Annotated in this window: 18 protein-coding genes; 17 read left to right on the forward strand and 1 reads right to left on the reverse strand. The window is 65.3% G+C overall.

Features of this window, described 5'->3' with window-relative positions; translation table 11 throughout:
- Positions 1-144: 144 nt before the first annotated feature.
- Entirely contained in the window at positions 145-954 is an 810-nt protein-coding gene (locus TGR7_RS04165) for a cytochrome C assembly family protein (RefSeq protein ID WP_012637422.1), read from the reverse strand.
- Positions 955-1,221: 267 nt separating this feature from the next.
- On the opposite strand from TGR7_RS04165, the gene TGR7_RS04170 reads away from it, so the two are divergent.
- The 17 genes from TGR7_RS04170 (at position 1,222) to htpG (ending at position 19,323) form a co-directional block, all read left to right on the forward strand.
- On the forward strand, positions 1,222-1,989 hold the full coding sequence (locus TGR7_RS04170; protein WP_012637423.1) for a 3',5'-cyclic-nucleotide phosphodiesterase: 768 nt from the start codon (positions 1,222-1,224) through the stop codon (positions 1,987-1,989).
- Positions 1,990-2,099: 110 nt separating this feature from the next.
- Complete coding sequence (gene ffh / locus TGR7_RS04175; protein ID WP_012637424.1) at positions 2,100-3,461, forward strand: signal recognition particle protein; 1,362 nt, start codon at positions 2,100-2,102, stop codon at positions 3,459-3,461.
- Between the two features lie 144 nt (positions 3,462-3,605).
- Positions 3,606-3,860, forward strand: coding sequence for a 30S ribosomal protein S16 (gene rpsP, locus TGR7_RS04180; RefSeq protein WP_012637425.1), 255 nt, complete (start codon positions 3,606-3,608; stop codon positions 3,858-3,860).
- A 26-nt stretch (positions 3,861-3,886) separates the two neighbouring features.
- On the forward strand, positions 3,887-4,390 hold the full coding sequence (gene rimM / locus TGR7_RS04185) for a ribosome maturation factor RimM (protein ID WP_012637426.1): 504 nt from the start codon (positions 3,887-3,889) through the stop codon (positions 4,388-4,390).
- A gap of 268 nt (positions 4,391-4,658) precedes the next feature.
- A complete protein-coding gene (gene trmD, locus TGR7_RS04190; protein ID WP_012637427.1) occupies positions 4,659-5,417 on the forward strand; it encodes a tRNA (guanosine(37)-N1)-methyltransferase TrmD in 759 nt (252 codons plus the stop codon).
- Positions 5,418-5,434: 17 nt separating this feature from the next.
- On the forward strand, positions 5,435-5,788 hold the full coding sequence (gene rplS / locus TGR7_RS04195) for a 50S ribosomal protein L19 (protein WP_012637428.1): 354 nt from the start codon (positions 5,435-5,437) through the stop codon (positions 5,786-5,788).
- Positions 5,789-5,969: 181 nt separating this feature from the next.
- Positions 5,970-7,709, forward strand: coding sequence for a hypothetical protein (locus TGR7_RS04200; protein ID WP_012637429.1), 1,740 nt, complete (start codon positions 5,970-5,972; stop codon positions 7,707-7,709).
- Positions 7,710-7,907: 198 nt separating this feature from the next.
- Positions 7,908-9,932, forward strand: a complete 2,025-nt coding sequence (locus TGR7_RS04205; protein ID WP_012637430.1) for a methyl-accepting chemotaxis protein — start codon at positions 7,908-7,910, stop codon at positions 9,930-9,932.
- 279 nt (positions 9,933-10,211) lie between these two features.
- The gene (locus TGR7_RS04210) at positions 10,212-10,685 is read left to right on the forward strand and encodes a methylated-DNA--[protein]-cysteine S-methyltransferase (protein WP_012637431.1); all 474 of its coding nucleotides are present in this window, start codon (positions 10,212-10,214) and stop codon (positions 10,683-10,685) included.
- Between the two features lie 482 nt (positions 10,686-11,167).
- Positions 11,168-12,001, forward strand: a complete 834-nt coding sequence (soxA, locus tag TGR7_RS04215; protein WP_012637432.1) for a sulfur oxidation c-type cytochrome SoxA — start codon at positions 11,168-11,170, stop codon at positions 11,999-12,001.
- 25 nt (positions 12,002-12,026) lie between these two features.
- Positions 12,027-12,725, forward strand: a complete 699-nt coding sequence (soxX, locus tag TGR7_RS04220) for a sulfur oxidation c-type cytochrome SoxX (protein ID WP_012637433.1) — start codon at positions 12,027-12,029, stop codon at positions 12,723-12,725.
- A 389-nt stretch (positions 12,726-13,114) separates the two neighbouring features.
- Positions 13,115-13,957, forward strand: coding sequence for a sulfur oxidation c-type cytochrome SoxA (gene soxA, locus TGR7_RS04225; protein ID WP_012637434.1), 843 nt, complete (start codon positions 13,115-13,117; stop codon positions 13,955-13,957).
- 25 nt (positions 13,958-13,982) lie between these two features.
- Complete coding sequence (gene soxX / locus TGR7_RS04230) at positions 13,983-14,684, forward strand: sulfur oxidation c-type cytochrome SoxX (protein WP_012637435.1); 702 nt, start codon at positions 13,983-13,985, stop codon at positions 14,682-14,684.
- A gap of 305 nt (positions 14,685-14,989) precedes the next feature.
- Positions 14,990-15,790 (forward strand): sulfur oxidation c-type cytochrome SoxA, encoded by an 801-nt coding sequence (soxA, locus tag TGR7_RS04235; RefSeq protein WP_245523027.1) that lies wholly within the window; start codon positions 14,990-14,992, stop codon positions 15,788-15,790.
- Entirely contained in the window at positions 15,768-16,478 is a 711-nt protein-coding gene (gene soxX / locus TGR7_RS04240; protein WP_012637437.1) for a sulfur oxidation c-type cytochrome SoxX, read from the forward strand. The genes soxA (TGR7_RS04235) and soxX (TGR7_RS04240) overlap by 23 nt, the downstream gene beginning before the upstream one ends.
- 5 nt (positions 16,479-16,483) lie before the next feature.
- Entirely contained in the window at positions 16,484-17,329 is an 846-nt protein-coding gene (locus TGR7_RS04245; RefSeq protein WP_012637438.1) for a 23S rRNA (adenine(2030)-N(6))-methyltransferase RlmJ, read from the forward strand.
- A 107-nt stretch (positions 17,330-17,436) separates the two neighbouring features.
- Positions 17,437-19,323 carry a molecular chaperone HtpG gene (gene htpG, locus TGR7_RS04250; protein WP_012637439.1) on the forward strand — a complete coding sequence of 629 codons (1,887 nt, stop codon included), beginning with the start codon at positions 17,437-17,439 and terminating at the stop codon, positions 19,321-19,323.
- The last annotated feature ends 608 nt before the right edge of the window (positions 19,324-19,931 follow it).

Here is a 19,931-nt window from a genome sequence, read left to right on the forward strand (position 1 = left end):
ATTCGAGGCTGATTATTCAAGAATTCAAAATTCAAAATTCAAGATTCAATGCAAGGTTGGAGTCTCGCCAAAGCGTTGGGACCAGAGCCTATTCCTTTGAATTTTGAATCTTGAATCTTGAATGTTGAATTTCGAATCGCCTCCTTATCTCCCCAGCACCAGTTCCAGCACCAGCTTGCTGCCGAAGTAGGCCAGGACCAGGGCACCGAATCCGCCCAGGGTCCAGCGGATGGCGATGCGCCCGCGCCAGCCGAAGCGCCAGCGACCGAACAGCAGGGTGCCGAACAGCAGCCAGGCGGCGATGGAGAGCACCGTCTTGTGGGCCACCTGCTGGGCGAACAGGTCTTCAAGGAACAGGAAGCCGCTCGCCAGGCTGGCGCTGAGGAACACGAACCCCAGGCCGATGATCTGGAACAGCAGGCTCTCCATCATGGCCAGCGGCGGCAGGGCGCGGATGAAGCCCCGCGGGTGATGGTTGTGTAGGTGCTTGTTCTGGATGGCCAGCAGGATGGCCTGGATGGCGGCGATGGCCAGCAGGCTGTAGGCCAGCAGGGAGGTCAGGATGTGGATCTGCAGGCCGGCGGGCAGGGCGGTGGCAGTGCCCGTCCCGCCCAGGCTCAGTTCCAGGGCCAGGGCCAGGGCCGCGAAGGGCAGCAGGATGATGCCCAGCAACTCCAGGGGGTGGCGCAGGCTGGCGATCCAGAGCAGCAGGGCGATGAGCCACGCGGACAGAGACAGGGCGTTGAAGAAGCCCATGTCGATGCCGCCCGGGCTGAAGGCGTCGCCGTAGATGGTGGCGCCGTGCAGCAGCACCGCCAGGGCCCAGCCCGTGAGGACCGGCCAGCGGGCGGGCGGTTGTGGCTCGTGCGCCACCTTGCGGCGCAGGCGCAGGGCCAGCATGACGCTGGCGCCGAGGTAGAGCAGCGTGGCGATGAATCCGGCGATCATGGACATGGAGCGATGCGGGGTCCCTGGGTCATGGCGTGGGTCGAGGCGTGCCTTGAGGTCAAGGAACGGATGATTGCACAGGCTCGGCCGCGGTTGAAGGGCGATCAGGGTGTCGAGTGGCTCACAGAGTTGGCACTTTGCCCGTGCTGTGCGACCTGTTGCGTGGTCACGACGGGAAACCGCGTGCTACTTTGTTTCAATTCCAATGACAAGTTCCGGCGCCGGCGTCTCTGCCCGGCGACCCCTGGGGCGGATCGGTTGCAGGATCATGGCATGCGCGTAGAGGTGCTCGGTTGCAGTGGCGGGATCGGCGGTGGCCGAAGGACCTCGGCGCTGCGTGTGGATGACGACATCCTGCTGGACTGCGGCACCGGGGTGGGCGACCTGTCCCCCGACGAGCTCAGCCGGATCCGTCATGTGTTCCTGACCCATCCCCACATGGACCACGTGGCCTGCCTCCCCATGCTGGTGGATACCCTGTTCGCCCAGCTCAAGGATGCGCCGTTGATGGTCTATGCCACGCCGCCGTGCATCGAGATCCTGCAGGCACACATCTTCAACTGGCAGATCTGGCCGGATTTCCAGACCCTGCCGGCCCCGGACTCCCCGGTGGTGCGCTTCCGTCCCGTGGAATGGGGCGAGACCGTCACCCTCGGCGCGCGGCGCATCGATGTGCTGCCGGCCATCCACACCGTGCCCGCCTGCGGCTACCGGGTGGAGGGCAACGGCGGGGCCTTTGCCTATACCGGTGACTGCACCAGCAACGACAGCCTGTGGAAGGCCCTGAATGCACACGACCGCCTGGACCTGCTGGTGGTGGAGTGCGCCTTCGGGGACAGCGAGATCGATCTCGCGCGCCGGGCCGGACACTACTGCCCCGAGCTGCTGGTGCATGATCTCGCCAAGCTGGGTCATGACCCGCGTATCTGCATCACCCACCTCAAACCGGGGGAGGAGGCGCGGGTGTTCGAGCAGCTGCGCAGGCGGGCGCCCCAGCGGGCCCTGCTGCAGCTTCGCGGGCGCGAGGTTTTCCAGCTCTGACGCCTCACTTATAATGTGTCGCCCGGCGCTCCTGCCGGATAACGCATTCACGGCGGCCACCTGGGTCAACTATCCGGGCCAGGCTGGCCCCGACCCCGGGACTGATCCCCATGTTCGAGAATCTCACCGAGCGCCTGCAAGGCACCGTCAAGCGCCTGCGCGGCCAGGCACGTATCACCGAGGACAACATCCAGGAGACCCTGCGCGAGGTGCGCATGGCCCTGCTGGAGGCCGACGTGGCCCTGCCGGTGGTGCGCGAGTTCATCAGCCGGGTCAAGGAACGCGCCCTGGGCCAGGAAGTGCTGTCCAGCCTCACCCCGGGCCAGGCCCTGATCAAGATCGTCAACGACGAGCTGATCAGCGTCATGGGCCAGGCCAACGAGTCCCTGCAGCTCAACGTGCAGCCCCCGGCGGTGATCCTCATGGCCGGCCTGCAGGGCTCGGGCAAGACCACCACCACCGCCAAGCTGGCGCGTCTGCTCAAGGAGCGCCACAAGAAGAACGTGGCGGTGGTCAGCTGCGACGTCTACCGCCCGGCGGCCATCAAGCAGTTGGAGACCCTGGCCGGTGAGATCGACGTGGAGTTCATCCCCAGCAGCGGCGGCGAGGACCCGGTGGCCATCGCCAGCCGCGCCCTGGACCAGGCCCGCAAGAAGTTCTTCGACGTGCTCATCGTGGACACCGCCGGTCGTCTGCACGTGGACGCGGACATGATGGCCGAGATCCAGCGTCTGCACACCGCCGTCTCTCCGGTGGAGACCCTGTTCGTGGTGGACAGCATGACCGGCCAGGATGCCGCCAACACCGCCAAGGCCTTCAACGACGCCCTGCCGCTCACCGGCGTGGTGCTCACCAAGGCCGACGGTGACGCCCGGGGCGGCGCCGCCCTGTCGGTGCGCCAGATCACCGGCAAGCCCATCAAGTTCCTGGGCATGGGCGAGAAGACCGGGGCGCTCGAGCCCTTCCACCCGGAGCGCGTCGCCTCGCGCATTCTGGGCATGGGCGACGTGCTCAGCCTGGTGGAGGAGGCCACCCGCCAGGTGGACCAGGACAAGGCGGCCAAGCTGGCCAAGAAGCTCAAGACCGGCAAGGGTTTCAACCTGGAGGACCTGCGCGAGCAGCTGGGGCAGATGCAGAAGATGGGCGGCATGGCCTCCCTGATGGACAAGCTGCCTGGCATGGGGCAGGTTCCAGAGGCCGCCAAGAAGCAGGTCAATGACAAGGAGCTGGGGCGCATGATCGCCATCATCAATTCCATGACCCCTGGCGAGCGCCGCCACCCGGACCTGATCAAGGGTTCCCGCAAGCGCCGCATCGCCGCCGGCTCCGGCACCCAGGTCCAGGACGTCAACCGCCTGCTCAAGCAGCACCTGCAGATGAGCAAGGCCATGAAGCAGTTCTCCAAGGGCGGCATGGGCAAGCTGATGCGGGCCATGAAGGGCAAGCTTCCCGGCGGCGGTTTGCCGTTTTAAACAAGAGGCAAGTATGACAACCCTCTTGTCTCCTGGATCTTGTATCTTGCCTCTCCAATCTGTATATTTGCGCGTTTCTCCGGGCTCGGGCTGTTTCCCCGGTTCCCGTTTGCGTGCAGACACATTATTTAAGGCGTATAGCTGATGGTAACGATTCGACTCGCCCGTGGCGGTGCCAAGAAGGCCCCCTTCTACCACATCGTGGTCACCGACTCCCGTAGCCCCCGCGACAGCGGCTACATCGAGCAGCTGGGTTACTTCAACCCCGTGGCCCGTGGTCAGGAAGTGCGCCTGCACATGAATCAGGAGCGCATTGAGCACTGGGTGTCCAAGGGCGCCCAGACCTCCGAGCGCGTGGGCAAGCTGCTGGCCGATTTCCGCAAGCAGAACCAGGCCTAACAGGCCTGGACGCCGCGCACGCCGGCATGGAACGGCGTTCCATCGTGCTGGGCCGGGTGACCGGCCTTTACGGCGTTCAGGGCTGGGTCAAGGTGTTTTCCGAGACCCGGCCCCGTGAAGAGATCGTCCGCTACAACCCGGTCCTGCTGGGACACGAGGGGCAGTGGCGGGAAACCCGGGTGGTGGGCGGCAAGGCCCACGGCAAGGGTGTGGTGATGAAATTCCAGGGTTGCGATGACCGCGACGCGGCCGCGGCCCTGATGGGGCAGGAGATCGCCGTCTGGCGTGAACAGCTGGCGCGACTGCCGAAGGGCGAATACTACTGGGCCGACCTGGTGGGGCTCGAGGTGGTCACCACCGGGGGCGAGTCGCTCGGTGTGGTGGACAGTCTTTTCGAGACCGGGGCCAACGACGTGATCGTGGTCAAGGGTGATCGGGAACGGTTGATCCCCTACGTACGCGGTGAGTTCGTCCGCGACGTGGACCTGGAGGCCGGCACCCTGACGGTGGACTGGGACCCGGAGTTCTAGTGTCCTGAGTCAGAGATTCGTTACATTTCAGCGGGCCTGTACGGGATGCACGGCAAGGCGCACGAGCGAAGGACGGGCAGGCCCATTCGAGCGAGAGCAACGCGGCCGAGCGCCCGTACAGGCCCGCCCGCAGGGAGCCCCGCACAAGACCCAATGCGGCGTTGCGGTCCTTGCCAAGGGCTTGCCATTGCCTGCGGCCCGCGCCTTGCCTTGGGTCTTGTGCGGGGCTCTGAAATGCAACGAATCTCTAACTCAGGACACTGGGCCCGTGCGCATCGACGTGGTGACACTCTTCCCGGATCTGGTGAACTGCGTCTCGGGATGCGGGGTCACGGGACGGGCGGTGGAGCGGGGCATCCTGGACCTGCACTGCTGGAACCCGAGGGACTACACCGAGGACCGGCACCGCACGGTGGATGACCGGCCCTATGGCGGCGGCCCCGGCATGGTGATGAAGGTGGAGCCCCTGCGGCGCGCCATCCACGATGCCCGGCAGGCGGACACGGTCCCACCCCTGGTGGTCTATATGAGCCCCCAGGGACGCAGACTGGACCAGGACGCCGTGCAGCGGCTGGCCGATCTGCCCCGGCTGATATTGATCGCCGGACGCTACGAGGGCATCGACGAGCGTCTGGTGGAACTGGAAGTGGATGAGGAATGGTCCATTGGTGACTATGTCCTCTCCGGCGGCGAACTGGCCGCCATGGTGGTGATCGACGCCTGCGCAAGGCTGCTGCCGGGGGCGCTGGGTGACGAGGATTCGGCGCAGCAGGACTCGTTCATGACGGGCCTGCTGGACTGCCCGCACTACACGCGCCCGGAGGTCTACGAGGGGCGCGGCGTGCCGCAGGTGCTGCTCGGCGGGCATCATGCCGAGATCGAGCGCTGGCGGCGCAAGCAGGCCCTGGGCCGGACCTGGCAAAGGCGCCCGGACCTGCTGGAACACAGGGTTTTGGACGAGGCGGATCAACGCCTTCTGGATGAATATCGACGCGAGCTCGCAGATGCGGATCGCAGCAAGCAGTGACTGACAGGGGTCAAACCATGAGCAAGATCATTCAGCAGCTGGAAGCGGAACAGATGAACCGCGAAGTGCCTGACTTCACCCCCGGTGACACCGTGGTGGTGCAGGTCAAGGTGAAGGAAGGCAACCGCGAGCGCCTGCAGGCCTTCGAGGGTGTGGTCATCGCCAAGCGCAACCGCGGACTGAACTCCGCGTTCACCGTGCGCAAGATCTCCCACGGCGAGGGTGTGGAGCGTGTGTTCCAGACCTACAGCCCGGCGGTGGCCGAGATCCAGGTCAAGCGTCGCGGTTCCGTGCGTCGCGCCAAGCTCTACTACCTGCGCGACCTGACCGGCAAGGCTGCCCGCATCAAGGAAGACATCAAGCGCGGCTGATCCCGAGCCCGCCGATGAAAAAAACGCCCCGACCGGGGCGTTTTTTTTTGTCCGCAGGGTTTGCGATCCGTCCGTGGTCAGTGATCCGTTGTGGGTTATGCTTTTGACTCCTGACTCCTGACTCCTGACTCCTGACTCCTGACTCCTGACTCCTGACTCCTGACTCCTGACTCCTGACTCCATGGCGCGCCATTTCCTGCTTCTGATCCTGATGATCCTGCCCCCCCTGGCCCACGCCGACCCGGTCGTCGACGAGGCCATGGGGCTCGCCCGTCTTGGGGCCGCCGATCTGGCCCTGGCCACCCTGGACCGCCAGCCCCCGGATCGCCTGACCCACCCGGACCGCTGGATGGCCAGGGAGCGGGCGCGTCTCGAGATTCTGGGCATGGAGCAGCGCTGGCAGGGGGTGGTGGACCGTGCCGCACGCCTGCCGGCCGGTCTGCCCCGGGAGTTCCTCATCTGGGCCCGGACCCGGGAGGCCCATGCCCTGCTGTCCCTGGGGCGTGGCGAGGCGGCCCGATCGGTGCTGCGGGACCTGATCTGGTTCTCCGGGGATGCGGTCAGCGAGGCCTGGCTGGATGCCTGGCGCGGCATGCTGGCGGAGAGCTACTGGCAGGACGGGTTGGGTGACGATGCGCTCTCCACCCTGCGCCGCTGGCGCCAGGATCGGGGCGAGGCGGCGCAGATCCCGCTGCAACTGGAGGCCCGCCTGCTGCTGGACCAGGGGCAGGGCGAGGAGGCGGCGCGCATCCTGGAGCGGGAAACCGGCCACGAGGCCCGCGCCCTGCGAGCGCTGGCCTTGCTGCGTACCGGCAGCCGTCCCGCCGAGGATCTGCATCGGAGCATGACCCAGGCGGCGGCGACGGCGGACCTGCCCGCCCCGGATCGTGCCCGTTACCTGGCCGTGGCCGCCCTGGCGGCCGCCGAGACCACGGACCTGGCACGGCGCGTGGAGGCCCTGGAGCAGGCCTTCGCCGTGCAGGGGCGACTGCCCCGGGAGGAGCAGATGCTGCGCCTGGACACAGATGCCCTGTGGCAGGCCTATCTGGACCTCGGGGAATCCCTGGGCAATGAACGCCAGTTGCTGATCGGCGATGACGACGCCTGGTTCACCCTTGCGGACAGCCTGGCCAGCCGGTCGCGGATCCAGGCCAGGGCCCTGTTTGCGGTGGTGGGTGTGCGTGGCGTCGATCCCGAGGGTCGCGCCACCGCCCACCGGCGCCTGGGTGAAAGCCTGCTCGATCGGGATGACGGCGCCGAACTGATGGACGTGCTCTACCTGGAGGGCGGGCGCTTCCCGACCTCAGAGGACGTGCCCGCCCCGGTGCGTCACCTGCTGGCCGAGCACGCCGTGGACCGGGGCGATCTGGACACCGCTTCCCGTCTCATGGCGGGGCTGTCCCGGCCGCCGGAAGGGGTGGATGGTTTCGAATGGGGCCTGCGCCGTGCCCGGGTGCTGATCCTGGGGGGGCAGGAGGAGGCGGGCATCGACGCACTCTACGACCTGTTGTCCGGGGTGCGGCAGTTCGACGCCGAGCGGGCCGACCGGTTCCTTCAGGTGCTGTTCGATCTGCAGACCCTGCGCCGTCATGATGCCGCCGTGCACCTGTTCCGGGCCGTCGCGCCCCGGCTCACCGACGCCCGCCAGGCCCGGGAGGTGCTCTACTGGGAGGCGGATTCCCACCAGGCCCTGGGACAGCACGAGGAGGCGGCCCGGCTGTATCTGCGTTCCGCAGGGCTGGGGGACGGGCCCTGGGACCCCTGGGGCATGACCGCCCGGTTCCAGGCTGCCGGGGCCCTGGCGGAGGCGGGGCATGTCTCCGATGCCCGTGCCCTGTACCTGGACTTGCTCCGGGTCACCCGCGAGCCGGAACGCCGTGTGCTGCTGCGTCAGCGCCTGCAACAGCTGGACCTGCGCTGAGTCCCACATCAAGCACCGGGTCTTTGCCTGCGTTCATGCCCCCGGATGGCACCGCCGGTCCGGTGTTCCTGCGACATTAAAGATTTTCAGCCCCACCGCCGATAGCATGAGATAGACAGAACACTAACGATCCCCCGGCGCCGGAATCCACTCGGATGGCGTCAAAAAACCATGGGGGAATGACCGCCGGAGTTCGACATGTTCAATGCCCTCGCCAGGTTGTCCATCCGCTTCAAGCTGCTGGCCGGTTTCGCCTTCGTCCTTGCCATCCTGCTCATCGTCTCCCTCATCGGTCTGCGCGGCCTGCAGGCCACCCGGGTCATGGTGGACGAGATGGTGGGCGAGGTGCAGCCGGTGACCCTGGCCGCCATGGAGGTGGACAGCGCACTGCACAACGCTGCCTCCTCCCTGGGCTTCTACCTGATGAGCAAGGAGGACGTGCATCGTGACGCCTATGATGCGAACCTCAGGCGTCTGCGCGAATCGGTGACACAACTGGTCTCCGCCCCCCTGGTTCAGGCCGATCCGGAGCTCAACCGGCTGGTGACTGCCATCGCCGCGGAGGCGGAGTCCTTCATGGGCTACCGTGACGAGATGGTGGCGGTGGCCACCGATCTCAGCCTCAACATGCCCGCCATGGAGATCTCCGCGGTCCGGCTCAATCCGTTTGCCCAGGAGTACCTGCAGAACATCTCCCAGATGGCGGCCACGGAGATGAGCGAGGATCTCAGTGAGACGCGCAGGGAGCTGTTCAACGACTTCCACGAGGTGCGTTACGGCATGAGCAACATCATGGCCGGCATCCGGGGATTCGTCGCCTTTCGTGACACCGCCTCCCGCGAGAATACCCAGCTGTACCTCAATCGCAATCGCAGCCTGCTGCAATCGATCCAGGAGCGCGGTTTCCTGCTCAACTTCGAACAGGAGATGGCCCTCGAGGAACTGGTACGCCTTCAGGCCGAGCTGGAGGAAGGTCTTGCCGAGTTGTTCCGCGTGCACGGCAGTGAGCAGTCCCATCGCGATGCCTACCTGATCCGTACCCAGGTGGGCCCGCTGCTGCTGCAGAGCAAGGAACGCATCAACGATCTGGTGTCGCGTCTGGAAGGGCGCATCCAGGTCACCAGCGAGGCCCTGGTGGACCAGGGTCAGACGGCGCAGCGCGTCATGCTCACCTTCCTGCTCATCGGCCTGGCCCTCGGCGTGCTGGCGGCCATCGTGCTGGCCGGCGCCATCGTGCGTCCCCTGCGCCAGGCCATCGTCGCCATGGAAGACATCGCCCAGGGCGAGGGCGACCTGACACGTACCCTCAAGGAACAGGGTGGCCCCGAGCTGTCCGCGCTGGCGCGTGCCTTCAACCAGTTCGTGGCCAAGATTCGCAACGCCATGGGCCAGGTCACCGATGCGGTCTCCCAGCTCTCCAGTGCGGCCGAACAGATGTCGGTGATCTGTGCCGAGACCAACGAGGGCGTGGAGCGTCAGCGTAACGAGACTGACCGGGTCGCCACCGCCATGAACGAGATGTTCAGCACCTCCCAGGAGGTGGCCGGCAGCGCCGGTGCTGCGGCCGATGCCACGCATTCCGCTGATCGGGCCGCGCAGGACGGCGAGCGCATCGTCAACGAGGCCATCGCCTCGATCACCGATCTGGCCCATGAGGTGGAGAACGCCGCCGGTGTGATCGACAGCCTCGGTCAGGACGCGGAGAAGATCGACTCGGTGATGGACGTGATCCGCGGCATCGCCGAGCAGACCAACCTGCTGGCGCTCAACGCGGCCATCGAGGCGGCGCGCGCCGGTGAGCAGGGCCGTGGCTTTGCGGTGGTGGCCGATGAGGTGCGCACGCTGGCCTCACGGACCCAGGAGTCCACCCGCGAGATCCAGCAGATGATCGAGCGCCTGCAGGCCGCCTCCCGCAAGGCAGTCGAGGTGATGGAGTCCGGGCGCAAGCGCGCCCACGCCACGGTCGAGGCCGCCAACGGTGCAAAGACGTCCCTGGGCACTATCACCGGGGCGGTCAAGACCATCAACGAGATGAACACCCAGATCGCCGTGGCATCCCGGGAACAGACCCAGGTGGCCGAGGAGATGAACCGCAACGTGGTCAACATCAGCGACGTGGCCGAGGTCAATGCCCGTGCCGCTGGCCAGGTGGCCACGGCCACCCAGGATCTGTCCCGTCTTTCCGCCGAGTTGCGCGGGCTGGTATCCCAGTTCAAGCTCTAGCCCGCATATCTCACCGGTCGGACACCGGCTGGCGCGCAACAGGTTGACACATCAGTCAAATACGTCGAAATGGTCGCCGACCTCAGCATGACAGTCTGTTCCCGCCGGAGTCCTATCGCGGTTCAGGCTCGTCTTCGCGCCCGTAGGCTTGCTCTTCACTCAACCCATAGCTATTGCTATGGGTTTCGTTCCAGAGCGGCGCCTACGGGCACGAATCCTTCGCCTGCTCCCGCGATCCCGGTGAGATATGCGGGCTAGCAGGTTGGCTGGGAGATCACCATGGACCATGATGCCGTGATCCAGACGCCCGTCGGGCGTCTGGGCATTCGTTGCGATGGCGGCAAGCTGCTGAGCGCCATCGACTATCTTTCCGACACGACACCGCTTTGTGCGCCGCGTCATGACTTGTCCGCGGAAGTGGCGCGTCAGCTTCGTTGTTACTTCGACGATCCCGCGTTTCGTTTTGATCTGCCGCTGGCCGAGCAGGGCACGCCCTTTCAACGCCGGGTCTGGTCGGCCTTGCTTGAAATCCCTTGCGGTGAAACACGCAGCTACGGCGAGATCGCCCACGCGCTTGCCAGTGGTGCGCGCGCCGTGGGCGGCGCCTGCGCGCGCAATCCGGTCATCATCGTGGTGCCCTGTCATCGTGTCGTGCCCGCGGGTGGCGGACTGGGCGGTTACGGAGGCAGTACGCGGGGCGCGGATGTGGGCATCAAGGCCTGGTTGCTGCGCCACGAGGCGCGTGATGCGTGATTCTGGATTCACCGCGTGCGCAATGAATTCCATCTGACTGCGAATAAATTCGGGATCTGCTGCATCACTGCAGTCGTAGTGCCGCGTTCTAACACGGGTTCACGCTATATTAGAAAATGCTGTTGTTTTTCTGTTTCTTGACATTGCCCCAGTGCTTTATCAGGCTATAGCCCAGTCATGAGCAGGATGTATCGGGAGAGGGCTCGCTCATGACTGCAGATAAGAAAACAGAAAGTCTTGGGAGGTTGGTATGCAAGTAGTCTGGGCTGTGTTCGCGGTGGCGCCCACGCCATGCAGCGAGTGGTCCGCATCTTAGGCCGTCACTCCAACGTTGTTTTCGTCAAATAAAAAACTGTGGCACGGCCAATCCAGGTCTCCTGTTCGTTTCAAGATCATCATGGAAAGCATGTCTGGACCCGACAGGTTGTCTTGGGATGGTCATCCCTGCCGCGAACGAAGTGAATCTATAGATGGAGGTTTCCATGTTTAAGAAAGCCTTGCTGGCGCTGCCTCTGGCCCTGACCGTCGGGGTCTCGGCTCACGCGAAGAACCCGGAGGATGTTCTTCAGGGGTTGATCAATTCCATCGATTCCGCTTACCTGACTCAGAGTGAGCAGAACCTGATGATGATGCCGGACAACCCCGCCCTGTGGATCGCCGAGGATGGCAGGGCGTTGTTCCACACGCCTCGCGGTCCCAACAACGTCTCCCTGGAAACCTGCGATTTCGGCAAGGGTCCTGGCGTTCTGGAAGGCGCTTACGCCGAACTGCCCCGTTACTTCGCCGACACCGGCCGCGTGATGGATCTGGAAACTCGCCTGGTACATTGCATGCGCACCATCCAGGGTTTCGCCGCCGATGACCCGGCCGTGCGCGCGCGTCACAACAACACTTCCGACCACATGCAGTTGCAGACCTACATCGCCAGCTACTCCAACGGCATGCCCTGGAATCCGCCCCTGAGCCATCCGCTGGAGAAGGCCCTGCGTGACGCCGGTGAGCAGATGTTCTTCCGTCGTGCTGGTGCTCTGGACATGAACTGCGCCACCTGCCACAGCCAGTCCGGCAAGCGCATCCGCGCCTCCGTACTGCCCAACGCCAACGTGCCGCAGGAGTGGACCAAGGCGATTTCCTGGCCCGCCTTCCGCGTGGGTCATGACCATGTGCGCAGCTCCCAGCACCGTGTGCGCGGCTGCTACTGGCAGATGCGTCAGGGCCAGATCGTGGCCGGCTCCGACGCCTCCATCGCGTTGATTTCCTACTGGACCGATCTCGCGCGTGGCCAGCCGGCCATCCTGCCCGACATGAAGCGCTGATCCCGGACGCAACAGGAGATAGAAAATGATGTTGATCAAGAAAACCACCCTTGCGGCCGGTGCCGCCGCCCTTGCGGCCCTGCTGATCGTTGGCTGCGCCGCCACCGATACGGCTGACACCGCCACGGCGGCCAAGCCTGACTACACCAAGATGAGCTCTGCGGAACTGGCCGAATACCTCATCTTCGAGGCCGGCGGCTTCCGTCTGGATCAGCCCACCCAGGAAGGCACCACGGTGCGTGAGCGTCAGACGCAGGACAACCTGCAGAAGATCTGCTCCGAGACCCGTAACCAGCCCTCCCCGGAGCAGGCCGGCCAGATCATCGCCGATGCCCGTGCCTCCATCGTCTACCCCGAAGGCGGCATTCAGCTGGGTGACTGGCGCAAGGGCCGTGAACTGGCCTGGTCCGGTTTCGGCTTCCGCGTGGGTCATAACAACGACGACCACAGCAACCGTGAAGTCGGCGGCAACTGCTACAACTGCCACCAGATGGCCACCGACCGTGTCGGCGGTAACCTGGGCCCCAGCCTGACCGGCTATGGCAAGAGCCGTGGCAACAACGACGCCACCCGTCGTTTTGTCTACGAGATCATCTATAACGCTCATGCCTACTTCCCCTGCACCAGCATGCCCCGCATGGGTGCCAACGGGCTGCTGAGCCAGCAGGCGATTGCCGACATCATGGCTTACGTGCTTGACCCGGCTTCCCCGGTCAACAAGTAAGCGTCTGATGTTCTAGCTGTCGCTTCGGCGTTCAGCGAAGCCTTGAGGCCACCGGCGTCAGCCGGTGGCCTTTTTCGTTTCTGTGTCTCTGTACTGGACGTGAAAAATAAGTAATTAATCGAACACTTATTCTTGTTGACAAGATCCGGCGTTGGCGCATATTGATGCCACCGCTGTAACCGGTCCTCGCTTCAGTTCGAGGCTCGTGCTGCGGTTGCTCCGTCGGCAGGACGTGGTTTTCTGTCGGTGGTGTGACGACTGTGGTAGCCCCGACAGTGCTGTCCCCCCGTTCTGCCTCAACGAGCCCCGGCCCGTCCCAGGGACCGGGAACTTGTGCGGTGCACATCATCCCCCTTAACCGAAGTCACCGTTGTGGTGGAGGTTTTTCCATGATGAAGAAAGTGTTGCTGGCCTTGCCCGTGGCCCTGGCGATCGGCGTCGCGGCCCATGCGCAACCGGCGAAGGATCCCGTGCTGGTGCTCGAGGCGTTGATAGGCAAGGTGGATTCAGCCTACCTGACCCAGAGCGAACAGAACCTGATGATGATGGCGGACAATCCCGCCCTGTGGACCATGGAGGATGGCAAGGCCCTGTTCCACACGCCGAGGGGGCCCAACAACGTCTCCCTTGAAAGCTGCGATTTCGGCAAGGGCCCCGGCGTGCTGGCGGGCGCCTACACCGAACTGCCCCGCTACTTCGCCGATACCGGGCGTGTCATGGACCTGGAGACCCGCCTGGTGCATTGCATGATGACCATCCAGGGCTTTGCCGCGGATGACCCAGCGGTGCGGGTGCGTGACGGTTCCAACTCGGACCACATGAAGCTGCAGACCTACATTGCTGCCCAGTCGAGCGGCATGCCCTGGAATCCGCCCATGAAGCATCCGCTGGAGAAGGCCATGCGCGATGCCGGTGAGTACATCTTCTTCCGCCGCAGCGGCACCATGGACTTCAACTGCGCCACCTGCCACACCCAGACCGGCAAGCGCGTGCGCGCCTCGGTGCTGCCTAACTCCAGCATGCCAGAGGAGTGGACCAAGGCAGTCTCCTGGCCTGCCTTCCGCGTGGGCCACGACCACGTGCGCAGCAGCCAGCACCGGGTGCGCGAGTGCTACTGGCAGATGCGTCACGCGGTGCCCATCGGCGGTTCCGATGCCACCATCGCGCTGATCTCTTACTGGACCGATCTCGCGCGCGGCCAGCCGGCAATCCTGCCTGACATGAAGCGCTGATCCCGACGCAGACTGGAGACTTGAGATGATGACCCTGAACAAGACCCGCTTTGCGGCCGTGCTAGCCGCGATCACGCTGATGCTGCTGGTCACTGCCTGTGCCGGACCCGAGTCCGGCAAGGCGGATGCATCCGGCAAGGTCGACTACACGAAGATGAGCGCCAAGGAACTGGGCGAGTACCTGATCTTCGAGTCCAACAGCTTCCGCCTGGACATGCCCACCCAGGAGGGGACGACCGCCCGGGAGCGCATGATGCAGGATGACCTGCAGATGCTGTGCTCCCAGACCCGCAACCAGCCCAGCCCCGAACAGGCAGGCCGGATCATTGCCGAGGCGAGGGCCTCGATGAAGTATCCGGAAGGTGGTATCCAGCTGGGTGACTGGCAGCGGGGCGGCAACCTCGCCTGGGGTGGTTTCGGCTTCCGCCTCGCGGATCAGTCCGACGACCACAGCCGGCGTGCAGCGGACGGCGCCTGCTACAACTGTCATGCCCTCTCACCCCAGCGTACCGGTGGCTCCCTGGGGCCGAGCCTGACCGGTTATGGCAAGAGCCGCGGTGACAGCGAGGCCACGCGTCGTTTCATCTACGAGATGATCTACAACCCCCACGCCTATTTCCCCTGCACCAACATGCCGCGCATGGGCTACAAGGGCGTGCTCAATGAACAGGCCATTGCCGACATCATGGCCTACCTGCTGCACCCGGATTCCCCGGTCAACAAATAACAGGACGATCGTTGCGCAGGGATGCGCCGCATTGATGAGCCGCCGGTGCTTTGATACATGCGCCGGCGGTTTTCTTTTGTCAGCAGATGTGGTCTAGAGCGACGGTGACGGTGTGTGCCTCGTCGCCTACCTGTCGCGATGTGCGTGACCTCCAGGCCTGCCGCGCTTGCGCATGGGGCGGCCTGCTGATCGGGAGCCTGCGGCTGACGGCGGGCACGGCCCGCCCTATGTGTCTGCTGATGCGCATTCAAAGACAAGATATTTGCCGTGCACGACACTAAAATGGCGGCATGCGCGTATTGTTGTTGCCAATCCTTCTCGCCTGCCTCGGTGCGGGACCTGTCCTGGCCCAGCCTGCCCCGGTGCCCGAGGAAGGCGCCGACAGCATCGCCGAGTACCGGCGCATGCTGCGGGAGGGCAATCCCGGGGAATTGTGGGTGGCACGGGGGCAGCAGCTGTTTCATGCCCCCCGCGGCCCCAATGCCGTCTCCCTGGAGGCATGTGACCTGGGCCTGGGCGCTGGTGTGCTGGATGGCGCCTATGCCGCCCTGCCGCGCTATTTCGAGGACGCGGGCCGGGTGCAGGACCTGGAGTCCCGGCTGGTGCACTGCATTGTGAACCTGCAGGGCTTTGACCGGGCGCAACTGCTCCAGGATGCCTTCTCCACCGGCGAGCGGGAGTCGGACATGGAGGCCCTGGCGGTGTACGTGGCCTCCCGCTCTAACGGTATGCCGCTGGCCGTGCAGCTGGAACATCCCCGGGAACTGGAGCTGTATCGCATCGGCGAGGCCCTGTTCCATCGTCGCAGCGGACCGCTGGACATGTCCTGCGCCACCTGTCACAGCCGGGAGTCCCGGCGCATCCGCCTGCAGACCCTGATGAACATCAGCAACCCCGTGCAGGTGCGCGAGGTGATGGGCAGCTGGCCCACCTACCGGGTGTCCCAGGGCACGGTACGCACGCTCCAGCACCGTCTGTGGGACTGCCACTGGCAGATGCGCCTCCCCGATGTGGAGTATGTCTCCGATGCCACCGTGGCGCTGATCCTGTATCTCACCGAGCAGGGCAGGGGAGGGGTGATCGATGTGCCCAGCATTCGCCGCTGAGCGTGCCCTGGGCATCGCAGCCCTGATCCTGCTGATCCTGCTGGCCGGCTTGTCCGCGACGACACAGGCGCGCGGGCTGAGCGCACTGGAGCGTCAGGTGGAGGCGGTGATCCGCGACAGCTGGGGCGATCTCTCCGGCCAGGAGGCCCGCCGCCTGGTGCAGGATGATACGCAGCTGGATTGCAGCCGCGCGCGCAACCAGCCCGGTCCCGCCCTGAGCGAGGAGATCCTGAATCGGGAACGGGCGCGCATCCGTTATCCCGAGGGCGGGCTCAGGCCGGGTGATCCGGTGATGGGGGCGGAGCTGGCCCGCAGCGGCTACGGTGGCCGGGTGGGCGCGCGGCGTCCCGATGACCCGGGCCGTGCCAATGGCGGCAACTGCCAGGCCTGCCACATGCTCGAACCCCGGGACGATGCCGGCGGCACCCTGGGGCCATCCCTGGCCGGTTACGGCATCGGCCGGGGCCTCGATCCCGAGTCCCTGCGCCATCTCTATGAGCGCATCTACAACCCCCAGTCCCAGATGCCCTGTTCCGCCATGCCGCGCTTCGGCCATAACGGCTTTCTGACGCCGGAGCAGATCCTGGATATCGCCGCCTACCTGCTGCACCCGGATTCCCCGGTCAATCGCACCGATACCTTGCGCGAGGCCCCGGCCGATCCCGTCCGTCCCGCGGCCCCGCGCTGATCCCCATGCTGAGCTACCGACACGGTTTTCACGCGGGCAATTTCGCCGACGTGCACAAGCACGCGGTGCTGGCCTGGATCGTCCAGGCGCTGACCGCCAAGGCCAAGCCCTTCTGCGTGCTGGACACCCACGCCGGCGATGCCGGTTACGACCTGGCGAGCCAGTGGGCCGAGAAGACCGGCGAGTGGCGCGAGGGGGTCGGGCGGCTCATGGGGTGCCCCGGCGCGCCCGAGGCCATCGCCCCGTTCCTGCAGCTGCTCGAAGCCTTCCGCGCAAGCCATGGCGAGCGCGCCTATCCCGGCTCGCCCGCCATCGCCCGAGGCCTGTTGCGTCCCGGCGATCGCCTGGTGCTCGGCGAACTGCACCCGGCGGCCTGGGAGTCCCTCAGGGGCTTCTTCGCCCGGGATGACCAGGTGGCGGTGCACCGGCGCGACGGCTGGGAACTGCTGGGCGCCCTGCTGCCGCCGGCGGAGCGGCGTGGCCTGGTGCTGGTGGATCCACCCTATGAGCGTGACGAGGAATATCAGGCGGCGGCCCGGGCCCTGACGGCCGCGGCCAGGCGCTGGCCTTCCGGGGTGTACCTGCTCTGGTATCCGCTGCTCGCGGCCGGCCGGCACCAGGCCATGCTGCGTGAGCTTGAGGCGGCCCGGCCCGGCCCCATGCTGGTGGCGGAGTTGTGGACCGCGCCCCTGGACACCCCGGCGGGCCTGAACGGTTCGGGGCTCTGCATCCTCAACCCGCCCTGGCGGCTCCACGAGGCCCTGGCGAACCTGCAGCCCTGGCTGGTCGACTGCCTCGCGCCGGGCGGCGCCGGTGGCAGCCGCCTGCACTGGGCCATCCCCGACGCTTGAAATCCCCCGCCAAGACCCCATTTGTTGAATACAGCTTCGTGCGCTGACCCGCCACAGATTCGCGGGATGGCGTCCATTTTCAATCTGCCTGATCCAAGGGAGGTCCCATGTCCGTCGCCGGTCACAAGGAAACGCTGAGCTTCCAGACCGAGGTGAGCCAGCTGCTGCACCTCATGATTCATGCCCTGTATTCCAACAAGGAGATCTTCCTGCGCGAACTGGTCTCCAACGCGGCGGATGCCTGCGACAAGCTGCGCTTCGAGGCCCTCGCCGACGACGCCCTGCTGGAAGGGCAGGGCGAGCTTGAGATCCAGGTGGAGTTCGACAAGGCCGCGCGCACCGTCACCATCCGCGACAACGGCATCGGCATGAGCCGGGAGGAGGTGATCGAGAACATCGGCACCATCGCCAAGTCCGGCACCAAGGAGTTCTTCTCCCGGCTCACCGGCGACCAGGCCAAGGACGCCCACCTGATCGGCCAGTTCGGCGTGGGCTTCTACTCCGCGTTCATCGTCGCCGAGCGGGTGGAGCTGACCACCCGGCGTGCCGGCATGGGGCCTGAGCACGGCGTGCGCTGGGTCTCCGAGGGCACCGGCGAGTACAGCATCGAGACCGTGGAGGCGCCCCATCGCGGCACCGAGATCGTGCTGCATCTGAAGGCCGACGAGGACGAGTTCCTGGACGGCTACCGCCTGCGCCACATCATCACCCGCTACTCCGACCACATCCCCCTGCCCATCCACATGCGTGCCTTCGATGACAAGGGCGAGCCGGGCGATGAATGGGAGACGGTGAACAAGGCCAACGCCCTGTGGGCCCGTTCGCGCAACGAGATCAAGGACGAGGAATACCGCGAGTTCTACAAACACGTGGCCCACGACTTCGAGGACCCGCTCGCCTGGACCCACAACCGGGTGGAGGGCCGCCAGGAGTACACCACGCTGCTGTACATCCCCAAGCGTGCGCCCTTCGATCTCTGGGACCGGGACCGTCGCCATGGCATCAAGCTCTACGTGCGCCGGGTGTTCATCATGGACGACGCCGAGCAGCTCATGCCCGCCTATCTGCGCTTCGTGCGCGGCGTGGTGGATTCCAGCGACCTGCCGCTCAACGTCTCCCGCGAGATCCTGCAGAACAACCGGTTGATCGACGGCATGCGTGCCGGTTCCGTGAAGAAGGTGCTGGGCCTGCTGGAGGAACTGGCCAAGGACAAGCCCGAGGACTACCAGGCCTTCTGGTCCGCCTTCGGACAGGTGATGAAGGAAGGCCCCGCCGAGGACTACGCCAACCGGGCGCAGGTCGCCGGCCTGCTGCGCTTTGCCTCCACCCACACGGGCGAGGCCACCCAGAACGTGTCGCTCGCCGATTACATCGGGCGCATGAAGGAAGGCCAGAAGGCCATCTACTACATCACCGCCGACAGCCACGCCGCCGCCGCCCACAGCCCGCACCTGGAGGTGTTCCGCAAACACGGGGTGGAGGTGCTGCTGCTCTCCGACCGGGTGGATGAGTGGCTCATGAGCCATCTCACCGAGTTCGACGGCAAGCCCTTCAAGTCCGTGTCCAAGGGTGCCCTGGACCTGGGCGAGCTGGAGAGCGAGGCGGACAAGCAGGCCGCCGAGAGCGCGGAGAAGGAGGCCGGCGACGTGGTTGCCAGGCTCAAGGCCGCCCTGGGCGAGAAGGTGGAGGACGTGCGCGTCTCCCATCGCCTGACGGATTCGCCTGCCTGCATCGTGCTCAACGAGCACGACATGGCCCTGTACATGCAGCAGCTGCTGCGCCAGGCGGGCCAGAAACTGCCGTCCACCAAGCCGGTGCTTGAGATCAACCCGGGCCACGCCCTGATCCAGAAGCTCAAGGACGTGGACGAGGCCCAGCTGGGCGAGTGGGCCGAGATCCTGTTCAACCAGGCCCTGCTGGCCGAGGGTGCCCAGCTGGAAGATCCTGCCGGTTTCGTGCGTCGCCTGAACAGCCTGATCCTGTCGCGGCTCTAACTGACTGACCGTTCCATGTACCCCGGAAAGCCCGGTCTTCGGACCGGGCTTTTTTGTGTCGTCAGGATCAGGTTGGGTGGCACACCGCGGTTTCCCGCTGAACCCAAAACCATTCTCTCGCGGAGGCGCTGGGAAGATCGAAATCTGATTTCTCTCAAAGACGCAAAGACGCAATGACGCGAAGAAAGATTCAACAGTTTCAAAAGCTTTTCTTGGCGATGAGATGCTCTCCTGCCTCTTCTGGCTCGGCATCTGAAGTGCCGCGAGGGAGGCGTTAACAACCATCGAATGAAGAAGGGGGAGGCCGTATCCGAGAGGATTACGGTGGGCCTGGATCTGGCAAAGAACGTGTTTCATGGGGTGTCTTTGCGCCTAGGCGTGAGGGCCTTTTTGGGGTTCCCCAGTGACCCTGCGCCTCCGCGAGAGACTGGTTTGTGACCAGGTCTTTATTGACAATGAGAACGATTCGTATTCATACTCGCGTTCGTGTTTGAGCCAGCCATCAGCCAGCCAGTGTCTCCGGGTCCTCAGTCCGTTGGTCGTGGCGGTCGTTGGCTGGCCTGGGGCGTGTCCATCAGCGTACTACTGCACGGTGGCGCCCTGGCCTG

The sequence above is a fragment of the Thioalkalivibrio sulfidiphilus HL-EbGr7 genome (assembly GCF_000021985.1).
Taxonomy (GTDB): domain Bacteria; phylum Pseudomonadota; class Gammaproteobacteria; order Ectothiorhodospirales; family Ectothiorhodospiraceae; genus Thioalkalivibrio_A; species Thioalkalivibrio_A sulfidiphilus.

Coding starts and splice junctions, on each gene's coding strand:
- TGR7_RS04165 (WP_012637422.1), bottom strand. CDS start 954: ATGTCCATGATCGCCGGATTCATCGCCACGCTGCTCTACCTCGGCGCC.
- TGR7_RS04170 (WP_012637423.1), top strand. CDS start 1,222: ATGCGCGTAGAGGTGCTCGGTTGCAGTGGCGGGATCGGCGGTGGCCGA.
- ffh (WP_012637424.1), top strand. CDS start 2,100: ATGTTCGAGAATCTCACCGAGCGCCTGCAAGGCACCGTCAAGCGCCTG.
- rpsP (WP_012637425.1), top strand. CDS start 3,606: ATGGTAACGATTCGACTCGCCCGTGGCGGTGCCAAGAAGGCCCCCTTC.
- rimM (WP_012637426.1), top strand. CDS start 3,887: ATGGAACGGCGTTCCATCGTGCTGGGCCGGGTGACCGGCCTTTACGGC.
- rplS (WP_012637428.1), top strand. CDS start 5,435: ATGAGCAAGATCATTCAGCAGCTGGAAGCGGAACAGATGAACCGCGAA.
- TGR7_RS04200 (WP_012637429.1), top strand. CDS start 5,970: ATGGCGCGCCATTTCCTGCTTCTGATCCTGATGATCCTGCCCCCCCTG.
- TGR7_RS04205 (WP_012637430.1), top strand. CDS start 7,908: ATGTTCAATGCCCTCGCCAGGTTGTCCATCCGCTTCAAGCTGCTGGCC.
- TGR7_RS04210 (WP_012637431.1), top strand. CDS start 10,212: ATGGACCATGATGCCGTGATCCAGACGCCCGTCGGGCGTCTGGGCATT.
- soxA (WP_012637432.1), top strand. CDS start 11,168: ATGTTTAAGAAAGCCTTGCTGGCGCTGCCTCTGGCCCTGACCGTCGGG.
- soxX (WP_012637433.1), top strand. CDS start 12,027: ATGATGTTGATCAAGAAAACCACCCTTGCGGCCGGTGCCGCCGCCCTT.
- soxA (WP_012637434.1), top strand. CDS start 13,115: ATGATGAAGAAAGTGTTGCTGGCCTTGCCCGTGGCCCTGGCGATCGGC.
- soxX (WP_012637435.1), top strand. CDS start 13,983: ATGATGACCCTGAACAAGACCCGCTTTGCGGCCGTGCTAGCCGCGATC.
- soxX (WP_012637437.1), top strand. CDS start 15,768: ATGTGCCCAGCATTCGCCGCTGAGCGTGCCCTGGGCATCGCAGCCCTG.
- TGR7_RS04245 (WP_012637438.1), top strand. CDS start 16,484: ATGCTGAGCTACCGACACGGTTTTCACGCGGGCAATTTCGCCGACGTG.
- htpG (WP_012637439.1), top strand. CDS start 17,437: ATGTCCGTCGCCGGTCACAAGGAAACGCTGAGCTTCCAGACCGAGGTG.